The sequence below is a fragment of the uncultured Legionella sp. genome (genome assembly GCF_937871865.1).
GTDB lineage: Bacteria > Pseudomonadota > Gammaproteobacteria > Legionellales > Legionellaceae > Legionella.
The window spans coordinates 1-19,568 of record NZ_CALMPD010000243.1 but is presented as its reverse complement, the minus strand read 5'-3'; the positions used below and the strand labels follow the sequence as shown (position 1 = coordinate 19,568).

The following is a 19,568-nucleotide window of genomic DNA, read 5'->3' as shown; positions in this document are numbered from 1 at the left end:
ATATCCAAATACAAATCGCTTTCAGATGGAATGAAATCTGCATTTGATAAGAAAGATAAAAATAAGGCAACTCAGTCATCTGATGTGATCAAGAATGGGCCGGAAGAAAAGAAAACTCCAGGATCTTATAATGATGGTTTGGAAGAACTCAACAAATCATTATCCGACTTGGAAGACGGTAATTATAAAATTAACAGACAAGATGGATGGATAGAGCTGCAAATTAAAGCAGGTTCTTTATTTGATTCGGGAGAGGTTGATTTAAAAGCAGAAGCATTGATTAAATTAATGCGATTGGCTGCCAAGCTTAAAAACTATCCTTATCCAGTTGTTATTGAAGGTTATACTGATAATCTTCCTATTCAAACACCACAATATCCTTCCAACTGGGAACTTTCTGCAACCAGAGCTGCTTCGGTAGGGCGAATTTTAAATGGATATGGAATTGATACTGGAAGAATATTAGTGACCGGGTATGGCGATCAGTATCCTGTTAGTGATAACTTGACTGATGCAGGAAGAAGCCAAAACCGCAGAGTAAATATCATTATTGCCACAAACCGAAAAATTGAGCGGCTTATCAATCCCGAAATAGGTCAAACTCATAATATAAGTATTAAAACGGATGCAGTTACTGTTCCATTAAAACAACAGGATCCCGCGACGACGGAGTTAAAGTCCCAAGGGACTGCCAAGACAAAATTAAATACTCAGAATTCTGACAATACATTAAAGCAGCAGGATCCTGAAAAGAAGGAATTAAACAATGATTAATATTTTGTTGAGCATTAATGTCATTATCTTTTTGTTTATTGTCAATTTTATATTAAATCAACGTAAACAAATTGTATCTTTTCAGAACAAAATTGATTCTTTAGAGCAATCTATTATTCAAATTACCCGCGATCACCCTGTCTTGATTAACGCTGATCTGGTCTTTTCGAAACAATTAAAAGAAATTAATAATCAATTAATCAGTATGGATAACCAATTACAAAATCTGGAAAATATTCGAGATAATGATGGTGGATATCAGCACGCGATCCGAATATTGGAAATGGGGGGCAATAGAGAAGAAATAGTTAATAGCTGTCATTTATCTAATGCAGAAGCAGAATTGATTATGAATTTACAAGCCTATCGTGCTGCAATCAAGACAAGTTAAATTATTTCTTTTTCTGGATTATTCAGTAACATTGATTCGATATCTGAATTCCACTAATTAATACGTACATGGTTTTAAGGCACCATTTGATTTAATTGTTTCCATTGGAGCTGTTTTAAATCTACTTTTAGAGTTAAAAATTTATATCTCTTTACTGGTGATTCTCGAACTTTAGAAAAAAATTCTCATATTGCCCATGAATCACTTAATGTCTTTCTTTTTTAAAGGGCCTGATAGACCTCCGGGGTGAGTAAATTTTTGTCTGCAAAAGGTTGTAAGATCAGAAAGAGGATACTAGACTTAACCAAGAACGCGCGTCCAGCGATGCGCTCGGAATTTAGTTTCGCACCATATGTTTCGTTTCAATGATCTAACAAGGAGGAAGTCATGAGCATTTTTGGTAGCATCGTTTCCGCAATTTTTGGGACTGCAAAAGCAGCTACATCAGTGGACACCGGCGGCAACACGGCGGTAGCTCTACCGCCAAAAAAGCCGATGACAGGAGTCGAAGTCGAAGCGATGATTCAAAAGGTCGCCGATACTACTGGTCGTAAGGATTACAATTGGAAACAATCCATTGTTGATTTGATGAAGCTACTGAACCTCGATTCAAGCCTTAGCGCCCGCAAGCAGCTTGCCCAGGAACTTGGCTACACTGGAGCGCTCGATGGTTCGGCTGAGATGAATGTTTGGCTCCACAAGCAGGTAATGATTAAGCTCGCCGAAAGCGGCGGCGTACCTAATATCCTTAAATAAAAAATACAGGGAAGAACCAATGCGGCCACAACAGTGGCCGCATTTATGGCCCTGCCTTAGTAGCCTATAACCTTCAGGGCGTACCGACCAAATTCCTGTTATTTTTTCTTTATCAAATAGAGTTTTTAGTTTTTCGCTAATTAACAAATTGCCTCGATTAAGAGAGGAGCCCATTTCATTACACCAGGCCAATAAGGACTTTTTATGAAAAATAATAAAGACATAGTCGTATATGTGGCGAAAGCAAAGTTCAAATTTGGTAAATTAGGGTTAGATATTGTGCGTCAATATTTCGAAAATATTATTGTTATCCCTTATGATGAATGCGTGCAAGGCGATGAAGGGAAAAGTAGGATTAGACACAAATTAAAAACATTAGAGTATGACTATCTTATTTCATTTTGGTCGGAATTATATATTAAAAAAGAGGAATTAGAGAAAGCTAAAAAAGGAGCAATTAATATTCATCCAGCTCCACCAGAGCATCCTGGGCTAGGAATGTTTACTTTCTTAAGGATTTTCCCTCATCTAAGAGCTCATCATGGGGTAACGTTACATGAAATAGATGCAAAAATGGATCATGGACAAATTTACCGCACAACACGATTTTCAGTGGAAAATAAAGATGACTGGGAGCTTGTTAATGATACAAGCGCTATCTCACTACAATTTCTAGAAGATGCTTGTATAAAATTATCGACAGGATGCTCGTCTCGTGACCTACAGAATGAAGAGTGTAGAAATGAAAAATGGAAAGATACATTTTATACATCTACCATGGAGCAAGAATGGATAAGTCATTTACCTGCTGAACATCCAACTCGTCGACTGGACTGTATTAGCCTAAATACCCTACTTTATAATGAATTTGGAGCACATCATGATTCTCTGATAGAAACACTCTAGCTAAACCGCAGTCATTCAACTTTGTTGATCACAGCTTGATATAAGTTAATGTCTGGTTTCATAAAACTTCTTTTTTCCTGTCCTTTACCTACGCACTTTTTCGTTTACATGGGCGTTTTCTAAAATTCAACGGTTAATGCTCTTCTACATTATAAATAATTCGATCTTATTGTTTTAATTTGATATAGTTTTTTGAGTTTAAATTAAATGGAATTAATCATGAAGTTAGCTCACTACTTATTGCTTTTTTGTGCCGTTTTCCCTGCTTTTGCAGGAGATGTCAATGATTTGAACAAAGGAAAAATAACGGTCACTCAGAAAAAAAATGTACTGATTAAGCATTACACCAATACCGAGGAGTTTTTTTCTACTCATGCTGAACGAACTATTAACTATCCAACCCAAATCATACGACTTACGGGTATTATAAAATCTAAAAATAATTCTTGTGATGATGTATTTCATGAGGCCGAACAACTGTTCCTTGATTATCTTATTCAATCCGACATGTATTATTTAAACAGTCATATCTATTGTGAGTACGATCCTCAAACGGATATGGCTGATCGCTTTATTATTTCCAGCTATTTCGATCCTGTAAGTGATAAGGCGGTATCTGATTTAACTGATTGGCTTGAACGTATGAATGGTACAGAGATTTATGGGTATCCATTAATAATTGAAAGTGCAAAGGATCTTGTTACGTCGTTGAAGGTTTCTTCTGGATATAAAAAAGGAATAGATGATCCTAATTTTTTGGTGTACCGATCTGATACTGCCAATATTATGTTTGCCAGCAATTATCAGATGCAAAAAAAATTGATAAGCGATATTGAAAAAAGATTTTACAATGAAGAGCCTGCAATCGTTACTTCTTTTTTTGATAAATGGTTTTTCCCTGAGGCAAGCAAGGTCTATCAAGAGGTTTTTAGCACTTCGAATTATGTTGTATTAGAGTCTAATCATATTTTTATCATGGATAAAGAACCTCAATTATTTACTCCGATGCTAAGTAGTAATTACATCCACACCTGCTTTGATTCAAAAACAAAATTCTGTTTGTAATTTTATAAATACTATGATGATGTGGTTGGCATCATCATAGTATGTGTTCCATTGAACTATTCATTTTGAAACATATTAGTGATATTACACAGGAGACTTGGTACTTAGTAGTGTTGTTTTCGTCAGAAAAATTCCTCAACTTATTGAGATGTTACTTCGTTACTATAGCTAGAAAACGACTTTCACGGTAAAATCCTCTTTTTATTTTTTAGAGACACTTATGTTAGAAGTGAATCAAATAAGCCATAGCTTAACAGATCTCGAGAAGCGAATTGAATCGCTTAGGGGGTATCTTTGACTTTGAAACGAAAAATGAACGCCTCGAAGAAGTAACCCGGGAATTGGAGTCACCCACCATTTGGGATAATCCGGAGCAGGCTCAGGCATTAGGCCGGGAAAAAACTCAATTAGAGGCAATAGTCTTTTCATTAACTCAGTTGGGGCAGTCGGTAATCGATTTGGCTGAACTATTCGAATTGGCTCGAGAAGAAAACGATGAGCAAACTATTAACGAAATAGGTGAAGAACTCAACGCTGTAGAGCAACAGGTAGCTGGACTTGAGTTTAGACGAATGTTTTCTGGCAAAATGGATGATTCCAATGCCTATCTTGATATTCAATCTGGTTCCGGTGGAACAGAAGCTCAAGATTGGGCTGAGATGATTTTACGGATGTATTTACGCTGGGGTGAACAGCATGGATTTGTTACTGAATTGATAGAATGTTCTCCAGGAGATGTGGCTGGTATCAAGAGTGCTACTATCTATTTTAAAGGCGAATATGCTTTCGGCTGGTTACGAACTGAAACAGGGGTTCATCGGTTAGTGCGTAAATCTCCGTTTGATTCGGGTAACCGACGACACACATCTTTTGCTGCTGTCTTCATTTCACCAGAGATTGATGATGATATTGAAATCGAAATTAATCCTGCTGATTTGCGTATTGATACCTATCGTGCATCCGGGGCAGGCGGGCAGCACGTAAACCGAACGGATTCTGCGGTGCGGATTACCCATATGCCATCTGGAATTGTAGTGCAATGCCAGAATGATCGAAGTCAGCATAAAAACAAAGATCAGGCGTTTAAGCAGTTGCGTGCGAAATTGTACGAATTGGAAATGCAAAAGAAAAACGCAGATCAACAGGCTTTGGAAGCCTCTAAATCAGATATTGGATGGGGATCTCAAATACGTTCTTATGTATTAGACCAATCCAGAATTAAAGATTTACGTACTGGTGTTGAAACAAGCAATACACAAGCTGTATTGGATGGCTCACTAGACCAATTTATTGAAGCAAGTTTAAAAGCAGGAGTAGGGGCAGAATGACCGAAGAATTTATAGATGAGAGTGAAGTTTATCATATCCGTAAGCAAAAATTAGCCGATTTGAGAACTTCGGGGTTTAATTTCCCAAATCAATTTCGCAGAGAACATCTGGCTGATGAATTGAATAAAGAATTCAGTGAATATGATAAAGAAACTTTGGCTCAAAAACAGGTTAAAGTTGTAGTTGCAGGACGAATTGTTTTGCGACGAATTATGGGCAAAGCCAGCTTTTTCCATATTCAGGATGTTTCTGGCCGTATTCAAATATACATCAGAGCAAATGATCTGCCTGAAATTTACGAACAATTCAAACACTGGGATTTAGGCGACATCGTTGGGGTAAAAGGAGAGTTATTCTTAACCAACACTGGTGAACTTACTGTAAATGCCGAACATGTGGAATTGTTAACAAAATCCTTAAGGCCACTTCCTGATAAATTTCATGGATTGGCGGATCAGGAAATCAAGTATCGTAAACGTTATGTGGATTTAATTGCTAACGAAGAAAGTCGGAACACTTTTTTGATTCGTTCGCGTTTAATTCAGGCATTTAGACAGTTCATGGATCAAAATCATTACCTGGAAGTTGAAACGCCAATGATGCATCCCATTCCAGGTGGTGCCGTCGCACGTCCATTCGTTACCCATCATAATACTCTGGACATGACCATGTATCTGCGAATCGCTCCCGAGCTTTATTTAAAGCGATTGGTTGTTGGAGGCTTTGAGCGCGTATATGAAATCAATCGAAACTTCAGAAATGAAGGAATTTCAACGCGTCATAATCCAGAATTCACCATGATAGAGTTTTATCAGGCTTATGCAGATTATAAAGATTTGATGAACTTCACAGAACAATTATTACAACATTTATGTGATGTAGTTTTAGGAAGCCGCCAGGTTGAGTATCAAGGACATACTATTGATTTTAACCAGCCGTTTGCACGTATGTCTGTGAAAGAAGCAATTCTAAAACATCATCCGGACATTAAGCTCGAACAGTTGGAACGCATTGATGGATGCAGAGCTATTTTGAATAATTTAAAATTACCTTTTAAAACAACTGATGGTTTAGGTAAGCTGCAAATGATTGTGTTTGAAGAAACAATTGAGCATCAATTATTTCAACCTACATTTATTACTGACTATCCTACAGAAATTTCTCCGTTGGCCAGACGAAGCAATTCAGATCCTGAAGTTACCGATCGCTTTGAATTTTTCATTGCTGGTCGAGAAATTGCCAATGGCTTTTCTGAGCTGAATGATGCAGAGGATCAGGCGGAACGATTTAAAAAGCAGGTTGAAGAAAAAGATGCAGGTGATCTTGAAGCCATGCATTTTGATAGTGATTATATTGAAGCATTGGAATACGGCTTACCCCCAACGGCGGGAGAGGGAATCGGTATAGACAGATTGGTAATGTTATTTACTAATTCACAGTCTATTCGAGATGTCATTTTATTCCCGCAACTAAGACTATAGAAAAATCGGGTGATGTTATGGCATCAGGGATGCTACAAAAAGCGGTATTGTACATAAAAGAAACTCAGGATGTCGGGTTATTTGGAGTAATGGCTGATTCACGTTTGTTCGCAGCATTTAGTGGGTCGCCATTTTACTTTGTAATGTTACCTTTTATAGGCCTTTTACTTACTGTATTAGCTTTGATTAACGGGTACGACCTGGCAACTGCTAAAAACCAAAATTTTGATAAATGGTTTGAGTTTGTAATTTCATTAGTCTGTGCTGCTTTAGCAAGCGTCTCTTTATATGGCGCAGTCATCGCTACCTCTCTTGGACTTTCCTTTGCTGCAGGTCCCTGGTTTTTCTTAAGTAGCGTGGTGCTTGCCGGGATACATCAGAGCGTTATGTTAAGCCTGAATATTTATCGGGCTTATGAAGCATTAGCTGTTTCCTCACAACGCATGCATTACATCCAGGCCGCATTGAATAACGCGTTTATTATAAGCCTGCTCACGTCTATTGCGGGTGCGGTTACTTTTGTGTTGTTAACTCCGATTGCTCCTGTGGTTGGTTCTGCCTGCGCTATTTCGGCAGCTGCCTTAACAGGGCTTAATCTATTATGGCGTATGGCACCTCATAATTGGAAATTAGCAATTAAAGAGTTTTTACAGTTAGCTAAACCTGACTTGCTATTAAATGAGGAACAAATTCATCTGTCCATCGTTCCATATAATGTTGCCAGTTTGAATAGTCCTCTTGGCTATTCTCATTCTCGTCTCTTCGCACCATTTGATTACAGCGCTGCTATAAAAACTATGGATCTCAATACAAGTGCCCTTTATATAAAAGAAGTTCTTTCTCGAAAAATTGATTTACTTAATGCTCATTCAACTGTAAAAAATGATGTAAATTATCAAAAAATAGACTGTTTACAACATATTGAAAAGCAATTTGCTGAGCACTCCTTAATTTCAAAATCGGAATTATTAAAAGAATATCCTTTAGCATTTCAGAGTTTTTGGGCTGAGAAGGGTGAGGTGGAGCAGATATTCGACGCCGTGCTTGCAATGCAAAAGAAACACGAACTTGCTCTGTCTTATGAGATTGAGGAACAAGATGAGTTGACGCATTCTGTTTTAAATTACACTTAACAAAAGTAGCCTGTATTAGACACAATCGTAATACAGGAGATAATGAACGAACTTCTGCATTATGGCTTAATTTAATACAGGATGTGGCACATTTTATTGGAAAATACTTTATTTATATAACATCAACCTGAAAAAGGCCATTTATATGCAATAAATAGCCTTTATCTTTTATTAGAGTAACATCTTCTTACCTGTGACCGTGCCGGTTCCCACCACCGAAAACGTTTCCGCCACCGTGCCCATGATTATTGCCATGGTTGTGCTGATTGCTAGCACTGAAAATGCTTCCGCCACCGTGCCCATGATTATTGCCATGGTTGTGCTGATTGCCACCACTGAAAATGCTTCCGCCACTATGTCTATGATTGTTGCCGTGGCTGTGTTGATTGTTACCATGATGACGGTGACTATCACAACCTTCAGTTGCTACTGCGAATAGAGTCGATCCCCAGCCACTAACGCCCCAAAAGCCAGCTCTTGGGCGAGGATTTCCTACATAGACAGTACTGTTGCCAGAAAATAGTAGGGGTAAAACACACAAGGATGCAATAATCAGGGTAGCCATTCCTATGAGAGGAATTATAGGTGATGCCGCCATTGCACTTGCTCCAACTGCCACACTTGTCGTTGATGCTTTAGCTAGAAGAACAATATTCAGAATAGCGAGAGAAATAATTGCACCTCCTGCTGCAATCATAAACTTCAACCTAAAATTATAATTGTTTTCCTCATCCTGGATTAGTTGTTTTCTATCTTCTTTATTATACATTATTCACCTCAAACATAAGAGCAGGTTAAGGGCTGCTGAACTGTTCGGTCAAAACCCCCGACGTGTCGTGGTTTGTCCACGGTCACGTATAAGTTGCTGAACGTAGGCTTTTGCATGATGTCAACAGAGCCATAGTAAAATCATTATATGCATGTGTTATTTTTAATTTTTTAGGACTAATTATATGCGTTCAGGAGTATACCGGATCAATATAGAAAGTCATACTCTTATTGTTATTATTATATTAATGATTAGAGTTTTGTTGCTTCAACAATGAGAAGTGGCGAGGTATTTCATGTGATTCTTTGTGAGTTTTGCTTACTACTTAGAATCGGTTTCTGTTAGGAAAGTGTAAAATTTTCTCAAAAGAACCTGCTATAATAGAGACGTATGATATCGTTTAGGCTAGGCAGAAGTGGAAAACAAAACATTTAAGTCTTTCAATTAAGTGAATATGGGTGATGATATGTCGAGTAAAGAAGATAAAATCAGGCAAAAACTAATAGAAGAACGCCAAAAACAGGAAGCTCTCGGGCGAGAAATGGAAACTGCACGCCTTGAGGAAGAACGACGTATGGCAACAGCATTATTAGAAGATGATGCATCCCCTAAACCTGTGGAGGAGGTTAGTTTTCAGCCTACCGGAGTAGAACCTGACGACTGGAAGAAAATAATTAAAGATTATAATCAACAATATCCTGAAACCCCTGTCGAAAATAATGTGCTAAGGTTTCCGAGTCAAGAGGATGCCATTTCGTTTTTTGCTTCACAAGCAGCTTTAGAACCGCCTCGTAAGTTTCTGGCTCGTGAGCTTGGTCCTGATGGCAAACTAACCGGATTTAATGTTTTTTCTTGTGGTGACGGTAAACTTTATCAAGGAACCTTGGAAGAAATTCAAGAGCAATTAAAAGAAGCTGAACTGGAAAATAAAGACGACCCCGCTATAAAAGAAGGTTTACAAACTATTGCGAAATTATTAAACCCGGCGCAAAGTTATAAAGAGTCTTTACTAAAAACGAGAGAGCCTGATCCATTGAGCATTAAGCCTAAAAACACTCCTTAAAAAAATCCGGCTTAATAAATATTAAGCCGGATCTGATACTATTCTCCATTAAACTTTATACTCAGTTGCAAATACTTGTTTCGTTTCCTTGCATCGTATCTAAAGTCTGGTGGCGTTCGCTGTATCTATTTATTCATCTTCCCAACTCAGAGTACCACCCGCTTGATATTCTATAACACGAGTTTCAAAGAAATTCTTTTCTTTCTTCAAATCCATCATTTCACTCATCCATGGGAATGGGTTTTCTGCGCCAGGGTATTGATCGGGCAGGCCTATCTGGTTCAAACGCCGATTCGCTATGAAGTGGAGATATTCTTCAAACATTTCGGCATTCATTCCCAGGATACCATGAGGCATGGTATCTTTAGCGTATTGATATTCCATCTCTACGCCGTCTCTGACCAGTTGAATAATTTCTTCTTTAAATTCAGGTGTCCACAAATGAGGATTTTCGATTTTGATTTGGTTTATCACATCAATACCAAAATTCATATGCATTGATTCATCACGCAATATGTATTGGAATTGCTCTGATGTTCCTACCATCTTATTACGGCGACCCATAGATAATATTTGGGTAAAGCCAACATAGAAAAATATACCTTCAAATATTACATAAAATGCGATTAAATCACGTAATAAGCGCTGATCATTTTCCGGGGTACCAGTATGGAATGTTTCATCTCCAAGACTTTGAGTAAAGGGTAGTGCCCAGGCTGCTTTGGTAGCAACTGAAGGTATTTCTCTATACATGTTAAATACTTCAGCTTCATCAAGTCCCAGACTTTCAATAACGTATTGATAGGCGTGCGTATGCAGTGCTTCTTCAAACGCTTGTCGTAGTAAGTACTGGCGGCATTCCGGATTGGTAATGTGCTTGTAAACAGCAAGCACCAGGTTATTCGCAACTAACGAATCTGCTGTTGAGAAAAATCCCAGATTACGTTTGATAATGAGTCTCTCATCTTCTGTAAGTCCGTTAGGATCTTTCCAAAGAGCCACATCTGCGCTCATACTGATTTCATTTGGCATCCAGTGATTTGCACAAGCCGTCAGGTATTTATCCCATGCCCATCTGTATTTAAACGGAACCAATTGATTTAGGTCGGCGCGGCAATTGATGATTTGCTTATCATCAACATGAATACGTGCCGCTCCCATTTCTAAATCTTCTAGTCCGGTCGCACCCAGTATTTGGGCTGCGATTTGTTCTTGTCTATTATTTTGTTGCATTAAATTTCTCCGGATTTATTGGCAAGCTTCGCAGTCAGGATCAAGGATGGAGCATACTTTCGGTGCTTCATCGACCAGTTTCACTGCATTAAGCGCACCATCGGTAACTGTAGATTTTTCAGCATTACTCGCTCCCAGACTTCTCAGGTAATAAGTGGTTTTTAGTCCACGTATCCAGGCATGCGTATAAAGTTGATCCAGTTTTTTTCCCGATGGTTGTGCCATATAGATGTTAAGGGATTGCGCCTGATCTATCCATTTCTGACGGCGAGAGGCTGCTTCAACTAACCATATCGGGTCAATTTCAAAAGAAGTAGCATAACGTTTTTTCAACTCTTCTGGTATGCGGCTAATAGGCTGAACACTACCATTAAAGTATTTCAGATCATTTACCATTACTTCATCCCAAAGATTCAGCGCTTTTAAATCTGCGACCAAATAGGGATTCACTACTGTAAATTCACCTGACAGATTAGATTTAACATACAGATTCTGGTACGTAGGCTCAATGGATTGTGACACGCCACAGATATTGGAAATAGTCGCTGTAGGTGCAATAGCCATTACGTTAGAGTTACGCATGCCTTGAGTTCGTACTTTTACTCTTAATGTTTCCCAATCCAATCGTTGTGAACGATCTTGTTCCAGATATTTACTACGTGCTTGTTGTAATAAATTAATAGAATCAATAGGTAATATCCCTTTGCTCCATAAAGATCCTTCATAACTGGAGTAATTACCTCGTTCTTTTGCCAGATCACATGATGCTTCAATAGCATAATAACTAATTAATTCCATTGAAGCGTCAGCAAACTCAACTGCTTCTTTGGAAGTATAATCAATTTTTAATTCATACAATGCATCCTGGAATCCCATGATACCCATACCAATAGGTCGGTGCTTCAAGTTCGAGTTACGTGCTTGAGGAACTGAATAATAGTTAATATCAATCACGTTATCCAGCATACGAATAGCTGTGGTAATGGTTTGCTTTAACTTCACTTTATCCAGTTGGCCATTTTTAATGTGAGCTGGAATATTAACACTACCCAGATTACACACTGCAATTTCTTCTTCAGAAGTGTTTAATGTAATCTCGGTACATAAGTTAGAGCTGTGAATAACCCCTGCATGTTGTTGCGGTGAACGAAGATTACAAGGATCTTTAAATGTCATCCATGGATGTCCTGTTTCAAACAACATGGAGAGCATTTTTCGCCATAATTTAACAGCAGAAAGCGTTTTCGCATTGGTAATAATGCCTTGACGTGCTTTTTCTTCTGCATCCATATACATGGTTTCAAATGCTTTACCGTATTGATCATGTAATTCAGGTACGTCATCTGGAGAAAACAGCGTCCAGTCACCTTCTTCTCGAACTCGTTTCATGAACAGATCTGGAATCCATAGCGCAGTATTCATATCATGAGTACGGCGGCGATCATCACCAGTATTTTTTCTTAATTCCAGAAACTCTTCAACGTCTCTATGCCAGCATTCAAGATACGCACAAACAGCTCCCTTACGTTTACCACCCTGATTTACAGCAACAGCAGTAGCGTCAGCCACGTTCAGGAATGGTACAACACCCTGTGATTTACCATTAGTACCTTTAATGTGTGATCCCATAGCCCGAACCGGAGTCCAGTCGTTACCTAAACCACCAGCAAATTTCGAAAGCAAGGCATTGTCTTTAATTGCACTATAAATACCATCCAGATGATCGGGTACAGTAGTTAGGTAGCAGCTTGATAATTGTGGTCTTACAGTTCCTGAGTTAAACAGGGTAGGGGTGGAAGACATGTAATCAAAAGAAGAAATCAATTGATAAAACTCAATTGCTCTTGCTTCTTTGTCTTTTTCACGCATCGCAAGACCCATAGCAACACGCATAAAGAATGCTTGAGGTAATTCATAACGAACACCACGATCGTGGATAAAATAACGATCGTATAAGGTTTGCAGACTTAAATAAGTAAATTGCATATCACGTTCTGGCAATAAAGCCTTACTGAGTTTATCCAAATCAAAATCAGCCATTTTGGTATCAAGCATACCCTGGTTAATACCGTGTGCTATATACGCTTTGAAGTATTCTGGATAAAGTCGCCCCATTTCATCAAAGGTTGCGTCAGATTTTATTTTTAATTTGCTCAATGCTTCCATACGCAAGCTGTCTAGTAGCAAACGAGCACTTACGTAAGTATAATTAGGTTCTTTCTCGACCAGAGCTCGAGCTGACATAATTAAAGACTTATGCACGTCTTCGAATTTGGCCTGATTGTACAGATTGCGCAGGGCGTCTTTGATTACAGGCTCTGCGGTGACATGTTCCAGATTTCGGATTGATTCAGCAACAATAGTGTTTACTCTATCCATATCCAATGGCTTTAATTCACCATCTGGCATAGTAATGAGTAATTCTTTGCTATCACTTGGCTGTGGTTTTTTTTCGCTTTGGCGTGCCTTGCGGTGTTCTTCACGATACAGAACGTAAGAGCGAGCAACCTTATAATGGCCACTACGCATCAGTGCCAGTTCAACCTGGTCCTGAATGTCTTCAATATGAATTGCGCCACCACTAGGTAAGCGGCGGTTGAATACTTGTGAAATCTGGCGAGTTAGCTCTTCAATTTGTTGATGAATTCTATCAGATGTAGGCGCACTTCCACCTTCGTCTGCAATAAACGCTTTAGTAATCGCAATTTTAATTTTAGTGTCATCATAGGTCACTACTTTGCCATTACGTTTTATCGTTTTAAGCAAACCTGGGGTATTAGCAGTCAATTCCAGTTGACTTGTTAGCGGTGCGTCTTTTACCGGCTCAAGAATTTCGGACATTTTTCCTCCACGAAATATGTATTGTCAACAGTTGATAAAGCGTATTTACTGTTAGGTTAATTATAGCATAAAACGCTATATGTAGGGTTTTCTTTAGGAACAAACAACAAGATAATGTGTTTTTGTCTGGTGGTCAAGGGAATAATCTGGGAATAATTTGTGGATAACTTGTGAGTTAATATTTATAAACTGAGTAATAAGGCGAATATACCTTTATTATCAGGAAGTTTTAGTAATTTATATGAAATTATAATCTTTTTACAATAATTGCATCACTGACATGTGAAAAACCATGAACATTAAGTTGGAATGATCCAATGTGTGCATATAATTGGCTGGAGCTCCCTCCATCAAGATTTATAGCATCAATACACGATAAAGGAGGTGACTTGAGTAATTTCGCCAATTCAAAGGTAGTCATTGCGGCATTGGTAGTAACAAGGATAATGACTTTTCCATCTTGGGTTATACCTAGTGCTGATCGGTCGGCAACTCCTGGTTTAAGAGAGGGAATACTTCCCTTAACCAATAATCTTGGGCCAGTTTGGATTGCAAAATCGATATTACTGTCATGAGTGAAATTACGAAGGCTGCTAATACGGGCTTTTTTGTTTTTCACATAAAAAATACCCCACCAACTGATTCGTTTCAGAGGATTTTCAAGCTTCTTATTGTTGATTCTCAGTCCAAGAGGATTGAATTCATGATCAAAAAAACCTCCGTTAATACTTAACAAGGCCTTGCTGTGTTCGGCAAATTGATCGGCGGATGCATTTTTTAGCGACAATGTTTTAGCATTGACCAGTGCTAATTTATTTTTAGTTAAATCAACACGAAAAACATGGACATGCGACCATGGTGTTAATAGACCACCTTCAAGATCCTGATATTCTATACCTGGTGTTAATTCTTGCCATTTATGCGCAGCATATGAATTCAACGGAAGCAACAGGCTGATAATAAATGTAAATAAACACGTTATCTTTGCAGGATAAAGATTGGTTTGCGAAGACATGTTATTGTATCCTTATGTACATCATTCAATACCACGGAATCTCATATGCAAATTAAACCGCAACATAGCAATAGTGAAGTACATAAGTCAACTATAGAATTATCTCGATTGATGAACCTGGTCTTGGATATTGCCAAAAGAGAAGGAGCAAGTGATGCTGCTGTTGCGGTCAATAATGACCGAGGATTCTCGGTTGATGTCCGTATGGGGGAAGTTGAGACTGTTGCTTTTAGTGAAGACAAGGGGGTTGGATTAACCGTCTATTTTGGCCAGAAAAAAGGGGCTGCAAGCAGTACTGATACTACGCCTGAGGCACTTGAAGCATTAGTTCGCGCGGCTTGCGATATTGCTCGTGTTAGCGCTGCGGACCCATGTTTCGGACTTGCTGATAAAGAATTAATGACCAAGAATCATCCTGATCTGGATTTATATCATCCCTGGGATGTGACGCCTCAAAAAGCAATTGAAATCGCCCTGAATTGTGAGCGTCATGCTTTATCTCTTGATAAACGCATTACGAACTCTGATGGGGTTAGTGTTTCTTCATATGAGTCTCATCATGCTTATGCCAACACTCATGGCGGCGAAGGCTATGTTCATTGTACACGTCATGGCATCAGTTGCTCCGTAATTGCGAAAGAAGGCGAGGAGATGCAACGAGACTATGATTATACGACAGTAAGAAATGCCAATGATTTAATGGATACTGATCTGATTGCACGAAATGCAGTAGAACGTGCCCTGAGTCGATTAAACTCCAGGCAAATTGAAACACAGGTTGCCCCAGTTATTTTTTCTTCAAGGGTGTCAAGCGGTTTAATATCGAGTTTTGTTAATGCGATCAGTGGCTCTAATTTATATCGAAAAAACTCTTTTTTACTTGATTCTATAGGCCAGCAGGTATTCCCTGAATACATTCGTATCTACGAACAACCCCATTTACCAGGTGCTTTGGGAAGCTCATCAATGGATGGTGAAGGTGTTCCAACTCGAGCGAATGTTCTGGTCGATAAAGGGCGTGTCGTTCAATACGTTCTTGGTAGTTATTCTGCTCGAAAAATGGGGTTGAGTACTACGGCCAACAGTGATGGGGTACATAATTTGACTGTAGATCCTACTGATGGTGGATTGACTGAATTACTAAAGAAAATGAATAAAGGATTATTAGTCACTGAATTGATGGGGCAGGGCGTCAATGGCATAACCGGTGATTATTCTCGTGGTGCAAGCGGATATTGGATTGAAAATGGGGAAATTCAGTTTCCAGTTGATGAAATTACTATTGCAGGAAATTTAAAAGAGATGTTCCAGGCGATACTGGCGGTAGGCAATGACATTAATATCAACATCCCTACTCGCTGTGGCTCTATCCTAATAGAAAAAATGATGATCGCTGGGAAATAAGACAGAAAGAGTATCCGCTAAAGGGCGCCATTAAGTTAAGGATTTTGGCCGTCATCCAGAGCATAGCGAAGGATCTCTCCTGCATTCAGGAGATCCTCCGCTATGCTCTGGATGGCGTACTTTTCTTAAATTAATGGAAGTGTCGTTCAGGGAGATGTCCAGATTTTGATGAACGGGCAATTTTGAGCGCAGAACTTCACACTATGTAGCAAAAGCAGACGTGTGGTGTATAGAGCGTTAACGTCTGTGTTTAAAGGTTTGGGCTTTGCTGGAGTGCAGGCCCATCCTGAATCGAAGTGATATTGATTAATGTAGTTCAAATGCAATAATTAACTGCAAAAGATTTTGATTCTAATTCGATAATATGTAACCGACGAATTAGTTTTTATCACGAAATATAATACGGCCTTTAGATAAATCGTAAGGAGTTAATTCAACCTTAACCTTATCACCTGTAAGTATTCTAATGTAGTTTTTACGCATACGACCAGAAATGTGGGCAGTAACAACGTGTCCATTTTCTAATTCAACACGAAACATTGTGTTGGGTAATGTATCAATAACGGTGCCAGCCATTTCTATATGATCTTCTTTTGCCATAGGTCTCTCAGTGATGTTACAAGTTCATAAAGGTGAAATAGTGCACTAAATTAAGAAAAATGGCAATGAAATATATGATTGTAGGTTAATCAATCGTATATTTTGTCTGTCTGGAAAACTAATATATTGAGGGAACAATGAATTTTATCGCCAGATTACTCATAGTAATTTTACTACCATCCGTTCTTTATGCTAAAGACATTAATGTCTATTTACGTTTTGATGAACCGATTTTGTATAAAAGCATCAAACAATTCAATGACTATCTTGAAAACAAGGGTATTTTTTCCCGCTATCATCTGAAGCCATTTCTTGAACATCACCCATTACATATTACTTTGTATCTTGCTTCATATCATGAGTCTCAACTGGATAAAATCAAACTCCGTGTTGCTCATATGGCGGAGCAATCACAACGGATAGAGGCAAAAACCACACAGATTTATCTTACCTTAGGAAATTATGTAATGCTGGATCTGGATATGAACTCCCCCCATTCGGACGCTACCAGAATGCTGCAAAAATTAAGTGATGTACTCACCATTCAACTTTCTGAATTACGGGATTTTAATGCCAAAATTCCTGATTGGGCGGAGACAATACCGGTAAAGAAAAGAGCATTTTTACGTTATGGTAGTCCTAATGTATTTTTTGAATTTTCTCCACATTTTACTTTGATGGCTAAAAATTTTGAGGATAAAGAGGAAGAGCGCCGTTTCCAAAAGGAAATGAGTCAACTCATCCAAGACTATGATTTTCCCAATTTAATGGTTGAATCAGCTTCGATTGGCATTGGCTATGTTGATAATTTTGGACAGGTTACTGAGGAACTTTGTAGTTATCCATTGAGAGCAGAGAACTCAAATTAGATCGCGTTAATATGTTAACTCATGCCTCATTATAATAAATTGTTTTCCTGCATTCTTTACTTTTTATAAAACAAGGATGCAGGAGGCTGGTATTTGTTTGAAATGATTTAAAGCTCAGGCCTTATTTTTGAATATTAAAACCATGGTCCATCCATCCTTTAAAACCATTAACTAAAGAATGAACTTTAGTGTAACCGATTTTTTGTAAGGCATCCGCGACCAGAGCACTACGAAAACCACCACTGCAATAAACAATGATTGGGGTATGTAAATCTGGAATTTTTTGTTCAATATCGCGCTCAATAATGCCTTTGCTCAAATGTATAGAGCCAGGAATACTTCCTGTTGGTAGTTCATTATCTTCACGGACATCGATTAAAACCAGGGGTTCATTAATATCCAGTTTGGATTTTAGATCTTCTGGAGCAATTTCTTTAATTCTTTTTTTTGATTCAGTAACTAATGCCAGGAATCCCGGAGAGTGTTGTTTCATAAGTTCAGCTCGCAAAATTAGTTTTCATCAGCATACACTATTTTGAATGTACTTGTTTCTATTTTAATTTAGTATAGGTCACATTTAGATAAATGTGTACTTAGCCATCGTTTGACGTCAATGGAGGTATTTTTTGTGTTATGGATAACCGCACCTCATTTATGGGTTGCTCTGGCAGCTACATTGTTTCTGATAGTGTTTCATTATTTAAGCCCCTGGTTTGCTAATCACTTGCCTGGCAATGGGCGTGCATTTGTATCCTTTGCGGGAGGCGTTGCCGTCGCCTATGTATTTTTAGATATGCTTCCTAATCTGGTTGAATACAATAAGCCAATTGGTCGTTTTCTTTTAACAAATCAATGGCTTACTCCTTTTACTGAATTATTAATTTATATCGTTGCTTTACTTGGATTTCTTATTTATTACGGTTTGGATTTATTAGCGGAACAGAAGCGCAAAGCCAGACACCATGATGGAATGGTCTATGGATTACATTTAATTATGTTCTGTTTGTATAATTTTCTAATTACCTACACGATGTCTTTGCGTGCACTGACAAGTGTCACCGCCACAGTATTATTTACTTTTGCTATGGCATTGCACTTTGTGCTAACGGATCGTAAATTCAGCCGGTTGTATCGTAGACAATTCAATCGCTTAGGCCGCTTTATATTGATATGTGCCTTATTATTAGGCTGGCTTTGTTCTGTTATTTTTGATCCTGTTAATGTCTTGATTGCTGCATTAATGCTTGCATTTCTAGCCGGCTCCGTTTTGCTCAATGTATTTAAAGAAGAATTACCAGCCTCAGGACTGATCAGTTATTTTTGGTTTACATTCGGCGCCTTATTAATTATGTGTGTGCTCTTATTACAGACATGGATCATTGTAACGTATTCTGTACCATCTCAATATCAACCCGTTATTAGCTGTTTGTCTTAAACCATGTTCTTTGCAGGATCAGGAGTTTGCACTGTAAGGCCTCGAAATGTGAAAAACATGGAGAGTTCCGTAGCCTGCAGAGTGTAATGCGGGAAAAATTCTTAGTCCAGGAAGGGCTGAGAGAAGTACCACCCTTCGAGTTTGTTGGGGTGTTCCAGAGCTAAATCCAAACGATGAAGAAACTCTTTCCTGCTGATAATTTTAGCGCCTAATCGTTGCAGATGACTGGTTGGCATTTGGCAGTCTATAAAATCAAAGTTCCATTCTGTCATTGTTTGGCATAAATAATATAAAGCGATTTTGGAGGCATCGGTTACTGTATGGAACATGGATTCACCGAAAAAAGCATGTCCCAAACTAATTCCATAAAGGCCACCAACAAGATGATCATTTTGCCATACTTCAAATGAATGAGCATAACCCATAGTATGTAATATGGTATAAGCTTCAATCATTTCATTGGTTATCCAGGTGTTATTTAGTCGGTCAGAATTGGTGGCGCAAG

The 19,568-nt window shown here is 38.5% G+C and carries 19 protein-coding genes; 12 read left to right on the top strand and 7 right to left on the bottom strand.

All coding sequences use genetic code 11. The annotated features are described in order from the left end of the window. From Q0495_RS12875 to Q0495_RS12840, 8 genes are all read left to right on the top strand, one after another. On the top strand, positions 1-774 hold a 774-nt coding region (locus Q0495_RS12875; protein WP_298627001.1), incomplete at its 5' end, for an OmpA family protein. After that, positions 767-1,165, top strand: a complete 399-nt coding sequence (locus Q0495_RS12870) for a DUF2802 domain-containing protein (protein ID WP_298626999.1) — start codon at positions 767-769, stop codon at positions 1,163-1,165. The genes Q0495_RS12875 and Q0495_RS12870, both read left to right, overlap by 8 nt. 387 nt (positions 1,166-1,552) lie before the next feature. Continuing rightward, on the top strand, positions 1,553-1,921 hold the full coding sequence (locus tag Q0495_RS12865; protein ID WP_298626997.1) for a DUF3597 domain-containing protein: 369 nt from the start codon (positions 1,553-1,555) through the stop codon (positions 1,919-1,921). A gap of 204 nt (positions 1,922-2,125) precedes the next feature. Then, on the top strand, positions 2,126-2,827 hold the full coding sequence (locus Q0495_RS12860) for a formyltransferase family protein (RefSeq protein ID WP_298626996.1): 702 nt from the start codon (positions 2,126-2,128) through the stop codon (positions 2,825-2,827). Between the two features lie 219 nt (positions 2,828-3,046). Further along, the gene (locus tag Q0495_RS12855; protein WP_298626994.1) at positions 3,047-3,892 is read left to right on the top strand and encodes an Lpg0189 family type II secretion system effector; all 846 of its coding nucleotides are present in this window, start codon (positions 3,047-3,049) and stop codon (positions 3,890-3,892) included. 220 nt (positions 3,893-4,112) lie between these two features. Continuing rightward, a protein-coding gene (prfB, locus tag Q0495_RS12850; RefSeq protein WP_298626992.1) for a peptide chain release factor 2 occupies positions 4,113-5,220 on the top strand; the annotation gives its coding sequence in 2 pieces (ribosomal slippage) (positions 4,113-4,187 and positions 4,189-5,220; 1,107 coding nt in all). Then, positions 5,217-6,701, top strand: coding sequence for a lysine--tRNA ligase (gene lysS / locus Q0495_RS12845; RefSeq protein WP_298626990.1), 1,485 nt, complete (start codon positions 5,217-5,219; stop codon positions 6,699-6,701). The genes prfB and lysS overlap by 4 nt, the downstream gene beginning before the upstream one ends. 17 nt (positions 6,702-6,718) lie before the next feature. Then, complete coding sequence (locus Q0495_RS12840) at positions 6,719-7,834, top strand: hypothetical protein (RefSeq protein WP_298626988.1); 1,116 nt, start codon at positions 6,719-6,721, stop codon at positions 7,832-7,834. Positions 7,835-8,021: 187 nt separating this feature from the next. Here the strand turns inward: Q0495_RS12840 and Q0495_RS12835 are convergent, their stop codons facing one another. Then, on the bottom strand, positions 8,022-8,603 hold the full coding sequence (locus tag Q0495_RS12835; RefSeq protein WP_298626986.1) for a hypothetical protein: 582 nt from the start codon (positions 8,601-8,603) through the stop codon (positions 8,022-8,024). A gap of 466 nt (positions 8,604-9,069) precedes the next feature. Between Q0495_RS12835 and Q0495_RS12830 the strand changes: the two genes are divergently transcribed. Further along, the gene (locus Q0495_RS12830) at positions 9,070-9,666 is read left to right on the top strand and encodes a hypothetical protein (RefSeq protein ID WP_298626984.1); all 597 of its coding nucleotides are present in this window, start codon (positions 9,070-9,072) and stop codon (positions 9,664-9,666) included. A 129-nt stretch (positions 9,667-9,795) separates the two neighbouring features. On the opposite strand, the gene Q0495_RS12825 is transcribed toward Q0495_RS12830, so the two are convergent. The 3 genes from Q0495_RS12825 to Q0495_RS12815 all read right to left on the bottom strand — a co-directional run bounded on the left by Q0495_RS12825 (position 9,796) and on the right by Q0495_RS12815 (position 14,755). Continuing rightward, the gene (locus Q0495_RS12825) at positions 9,796-10,899 is read right to left on the bottom strand and encodes a ribonucleotide-diphosphate reductase subunit beta (protein WP_298626982.1); all 1,104 of its coding nucleotides are present in this window, start codon (positions 10,897-10,899) and stop codon (positions 9,796-9,798) included. A 15-nt stretch (positions 10,900-10,914) separates the two neighbouring features. Continuing rightward, positions 10,915-13,740 (bottom strand): ribonucleoside-diphosphate reductase subunit alpha, encoded by a 2,826-nt coding sequence (locus tag Q0495_RS12820; RefSeq protein WP_298626980.1) that lies wholly within the window; start codon positions 13,738-13,740, stop codon positions 10,915-10,917. 247 nt (positions 13,741-13,987) lie between these two features. Next, positions 13,988-14,755: a phosphodiester glycosidase family protein gene (locus tag Q0495_RS12815; protein ID WP_298626978.1), complete on the bottom strand. Its 768-nt coding sequence runs from the start codon at positions 14,753-14,755 to the stop codon at positions 13,988-13,990. Between the two features lie 45 nt (positions 14,756-14,800). On the opposite strand from Q0495_RS12815, the gene pmbA reads away from it, so the two are divergent. Then, entirely contained in the window at positions 14,801-16,159 is a 1,359-nt protein-coding gene (gene pmbA / locus Q0495_RS12810; RefSeq protein WP_298626977.1) for a metalloprotease PmbA, read from the top strand. 378 nt (positions 16,160-16,537) lie between these two features. Here the strand turns inward: pmbA and infA are convergent, their stop codons facing one another. Next, a complete protein-coding gene (infA, locus tag Q0495_RS12805; protein ID WP_006872751.1) occupies positions 16,538-16,759 on the bottom strand; it encodes a translation initiation factor IF-1 in 222 nt (73 codons plus the stop codon). A gap of 137 nt (positions 16,760-16,896) precedes the next feature. Here infA and Q0495_RS12800 point away from each other — a divergent pair, with 137 nt between their 5' ends. Then, positions 16,897-17,628 (top strand): 2'-5' RNA ligase family protein, encoded by a 732-nt coding sequence (locus tag Q0495_RS12800; RefSeq protein ID WP_298626968.1) that lies wholly within the window; start codon positions 16,897-16,899, stop codon positions 17,626-17,628. Between the two features lie 121 nt (positions 17,629-17,749). Here Q0495_RS12800 and Q0495_RS12795 read toward each other — a convergent pair whose 3' ends face one another. Beyond that, positions 17,750-18,121 (bottom strand): rhodanese-like domain-containing protein, encoded by a 372-nt coding sequence (locus Q0495_RS12795; protein WP_298626967.1) that lies wholly within the window; start codon positions 18,119-18,121, stop codon positions 17,750-17,752. A gap of 135 nt (positions 18,122-18,256) precedes the next feature. On the opposite strand from Q0495_RS12795, the gene Q0495_RS12790 reads away from it, so the two are divergent. Continuing rightward, a complete protein-coding gene (locus Q0495_RS12790) occupies positions 18,257-19,063 on the top strand; it encodes a hypothetical protein (protein ID WP_298626965.1) in 807 nt (268 codons plus the stop codon). A 101-nt stretch (positions 19,064-19,164) separates the two neighbouring features. On the opposite strand, the gene aat is transcribed toward Q0495_RS12790, so the two are convergent. Beyond that, positions 19,165-19,568: leucyl/phenylalanyl-tRNA--protein transferase (aat, locus tag Q0495_RS12785; protein WP_298626963.1), on the bottom strand; the 404-nt coding region annotated here is incomplete at its 5' end.

Excerpts from the sequence above, each read along its gene's own strand:
- Q0495_RS12840 (WP_298626988.1), top strand. The coding sequence starts at position 6,719 with ATGGCATCAGGGATGCTACAAAAAGCGGTATTGTACATAAAAGAAACT.
- Q0495_RS12860 (WP_298626996.1), top strand. The coding sequence starts at position 2,126 with ATGAAAAATAATAAAGACATAGTCGTATATGTGGCGAAAGCAAAGTTC.
- Q0495_RS12835 (WP_298626986.1), bottom strand. The coding sequence starts at position 8,603 with ATGTATAATAAAGAAGATAGAAAACAACTAATCCAGGATGAGGAAAAC.
- Q0495_RS12830 (WP_298626984.1), top strand. The coding sequence starts at position 9,070 with ATGTCGAGTAAAGAAGATAAAATCAGGCAAAAACTAATAGAAGAACGC.
- Q0495_RS12865 (WP_298626997.1), top strand. The coding sequence starts at position 1,553 with ATGAGCATTTTTGGTAGCATCGTTTCCGCAATTTTTGGGACTGCAAAA.
- Q0495_RS12820 (WP_298626980.1), bottom strand. The coding sequence starts at position 13,740 with ATGTCCGAAATTCTTGAGCCGGTAAAAGACGCACCGCTAACAAGTCAA.
- Q0495_RS12855 (WP_298626994.1), top strand. The coding sequence starts at position 3,047 with ATGAAGTTAGCTCACTACTTATTGCTTTTTTGTGCCGTTTTCCCTGCT.
- pmbA (WP_298626977.1), top strand. The coding sequence starts at position 14,801 with ATGCAAATTAAACCGCAACATAGCAATAGTGAAGTACATAAGTCAACT.
- infA (WP_006872751.1), bottom strand. The coding sequence starts at position 16,759 with ATGGCAAAAGAAGATCATATAGAAATGGCTGGCACCGTTATTGATACA.
- Q0495_RS12870 (WP_298626999.1), top strand. The coding sequence starts at position 767 with ATGATTAATATTTTGTTGAGCATTAATGTCATTATCTTTTTGTTTATT.
- Q0495_RS12825 (WP_298626982.1), bottom strand. The coding sequence starts at position 10,899 with ATGCAACAAAATAATAGACAAGAACAAATCGCAGCCCAAATACTGGGT.
- Q0495_RS12815 (WP_298626978.1), bottom strand. The coding sequence starts at position 14,755 with ATGTCTTCGCAAACCAATCTTTATCCTGCAAAGATAACGTGTTTATTT.
- lysS (WP_298626990.1), top strand. The coding sequence starts at position 5,217 with ATGACCGAAGAATTTATAGATGAGAGTGAAGTTTATCATATCCGTAAG.
- Q0495_RS12800 (WP_298626968.1), top strand. The coding sequence starts at position 16,897 with ATGAATTTTATCGCCAGATTACTCATAGTAATTTTACTACCATCCGTT.
- Q0495_RS12795 (WP_298626967.1), bottom strand. The coding sequence starts at position 18,121 with ATGAAACAACACTCTCCGGGATTCCTGGCATTAGTTACTGAATCAAAA.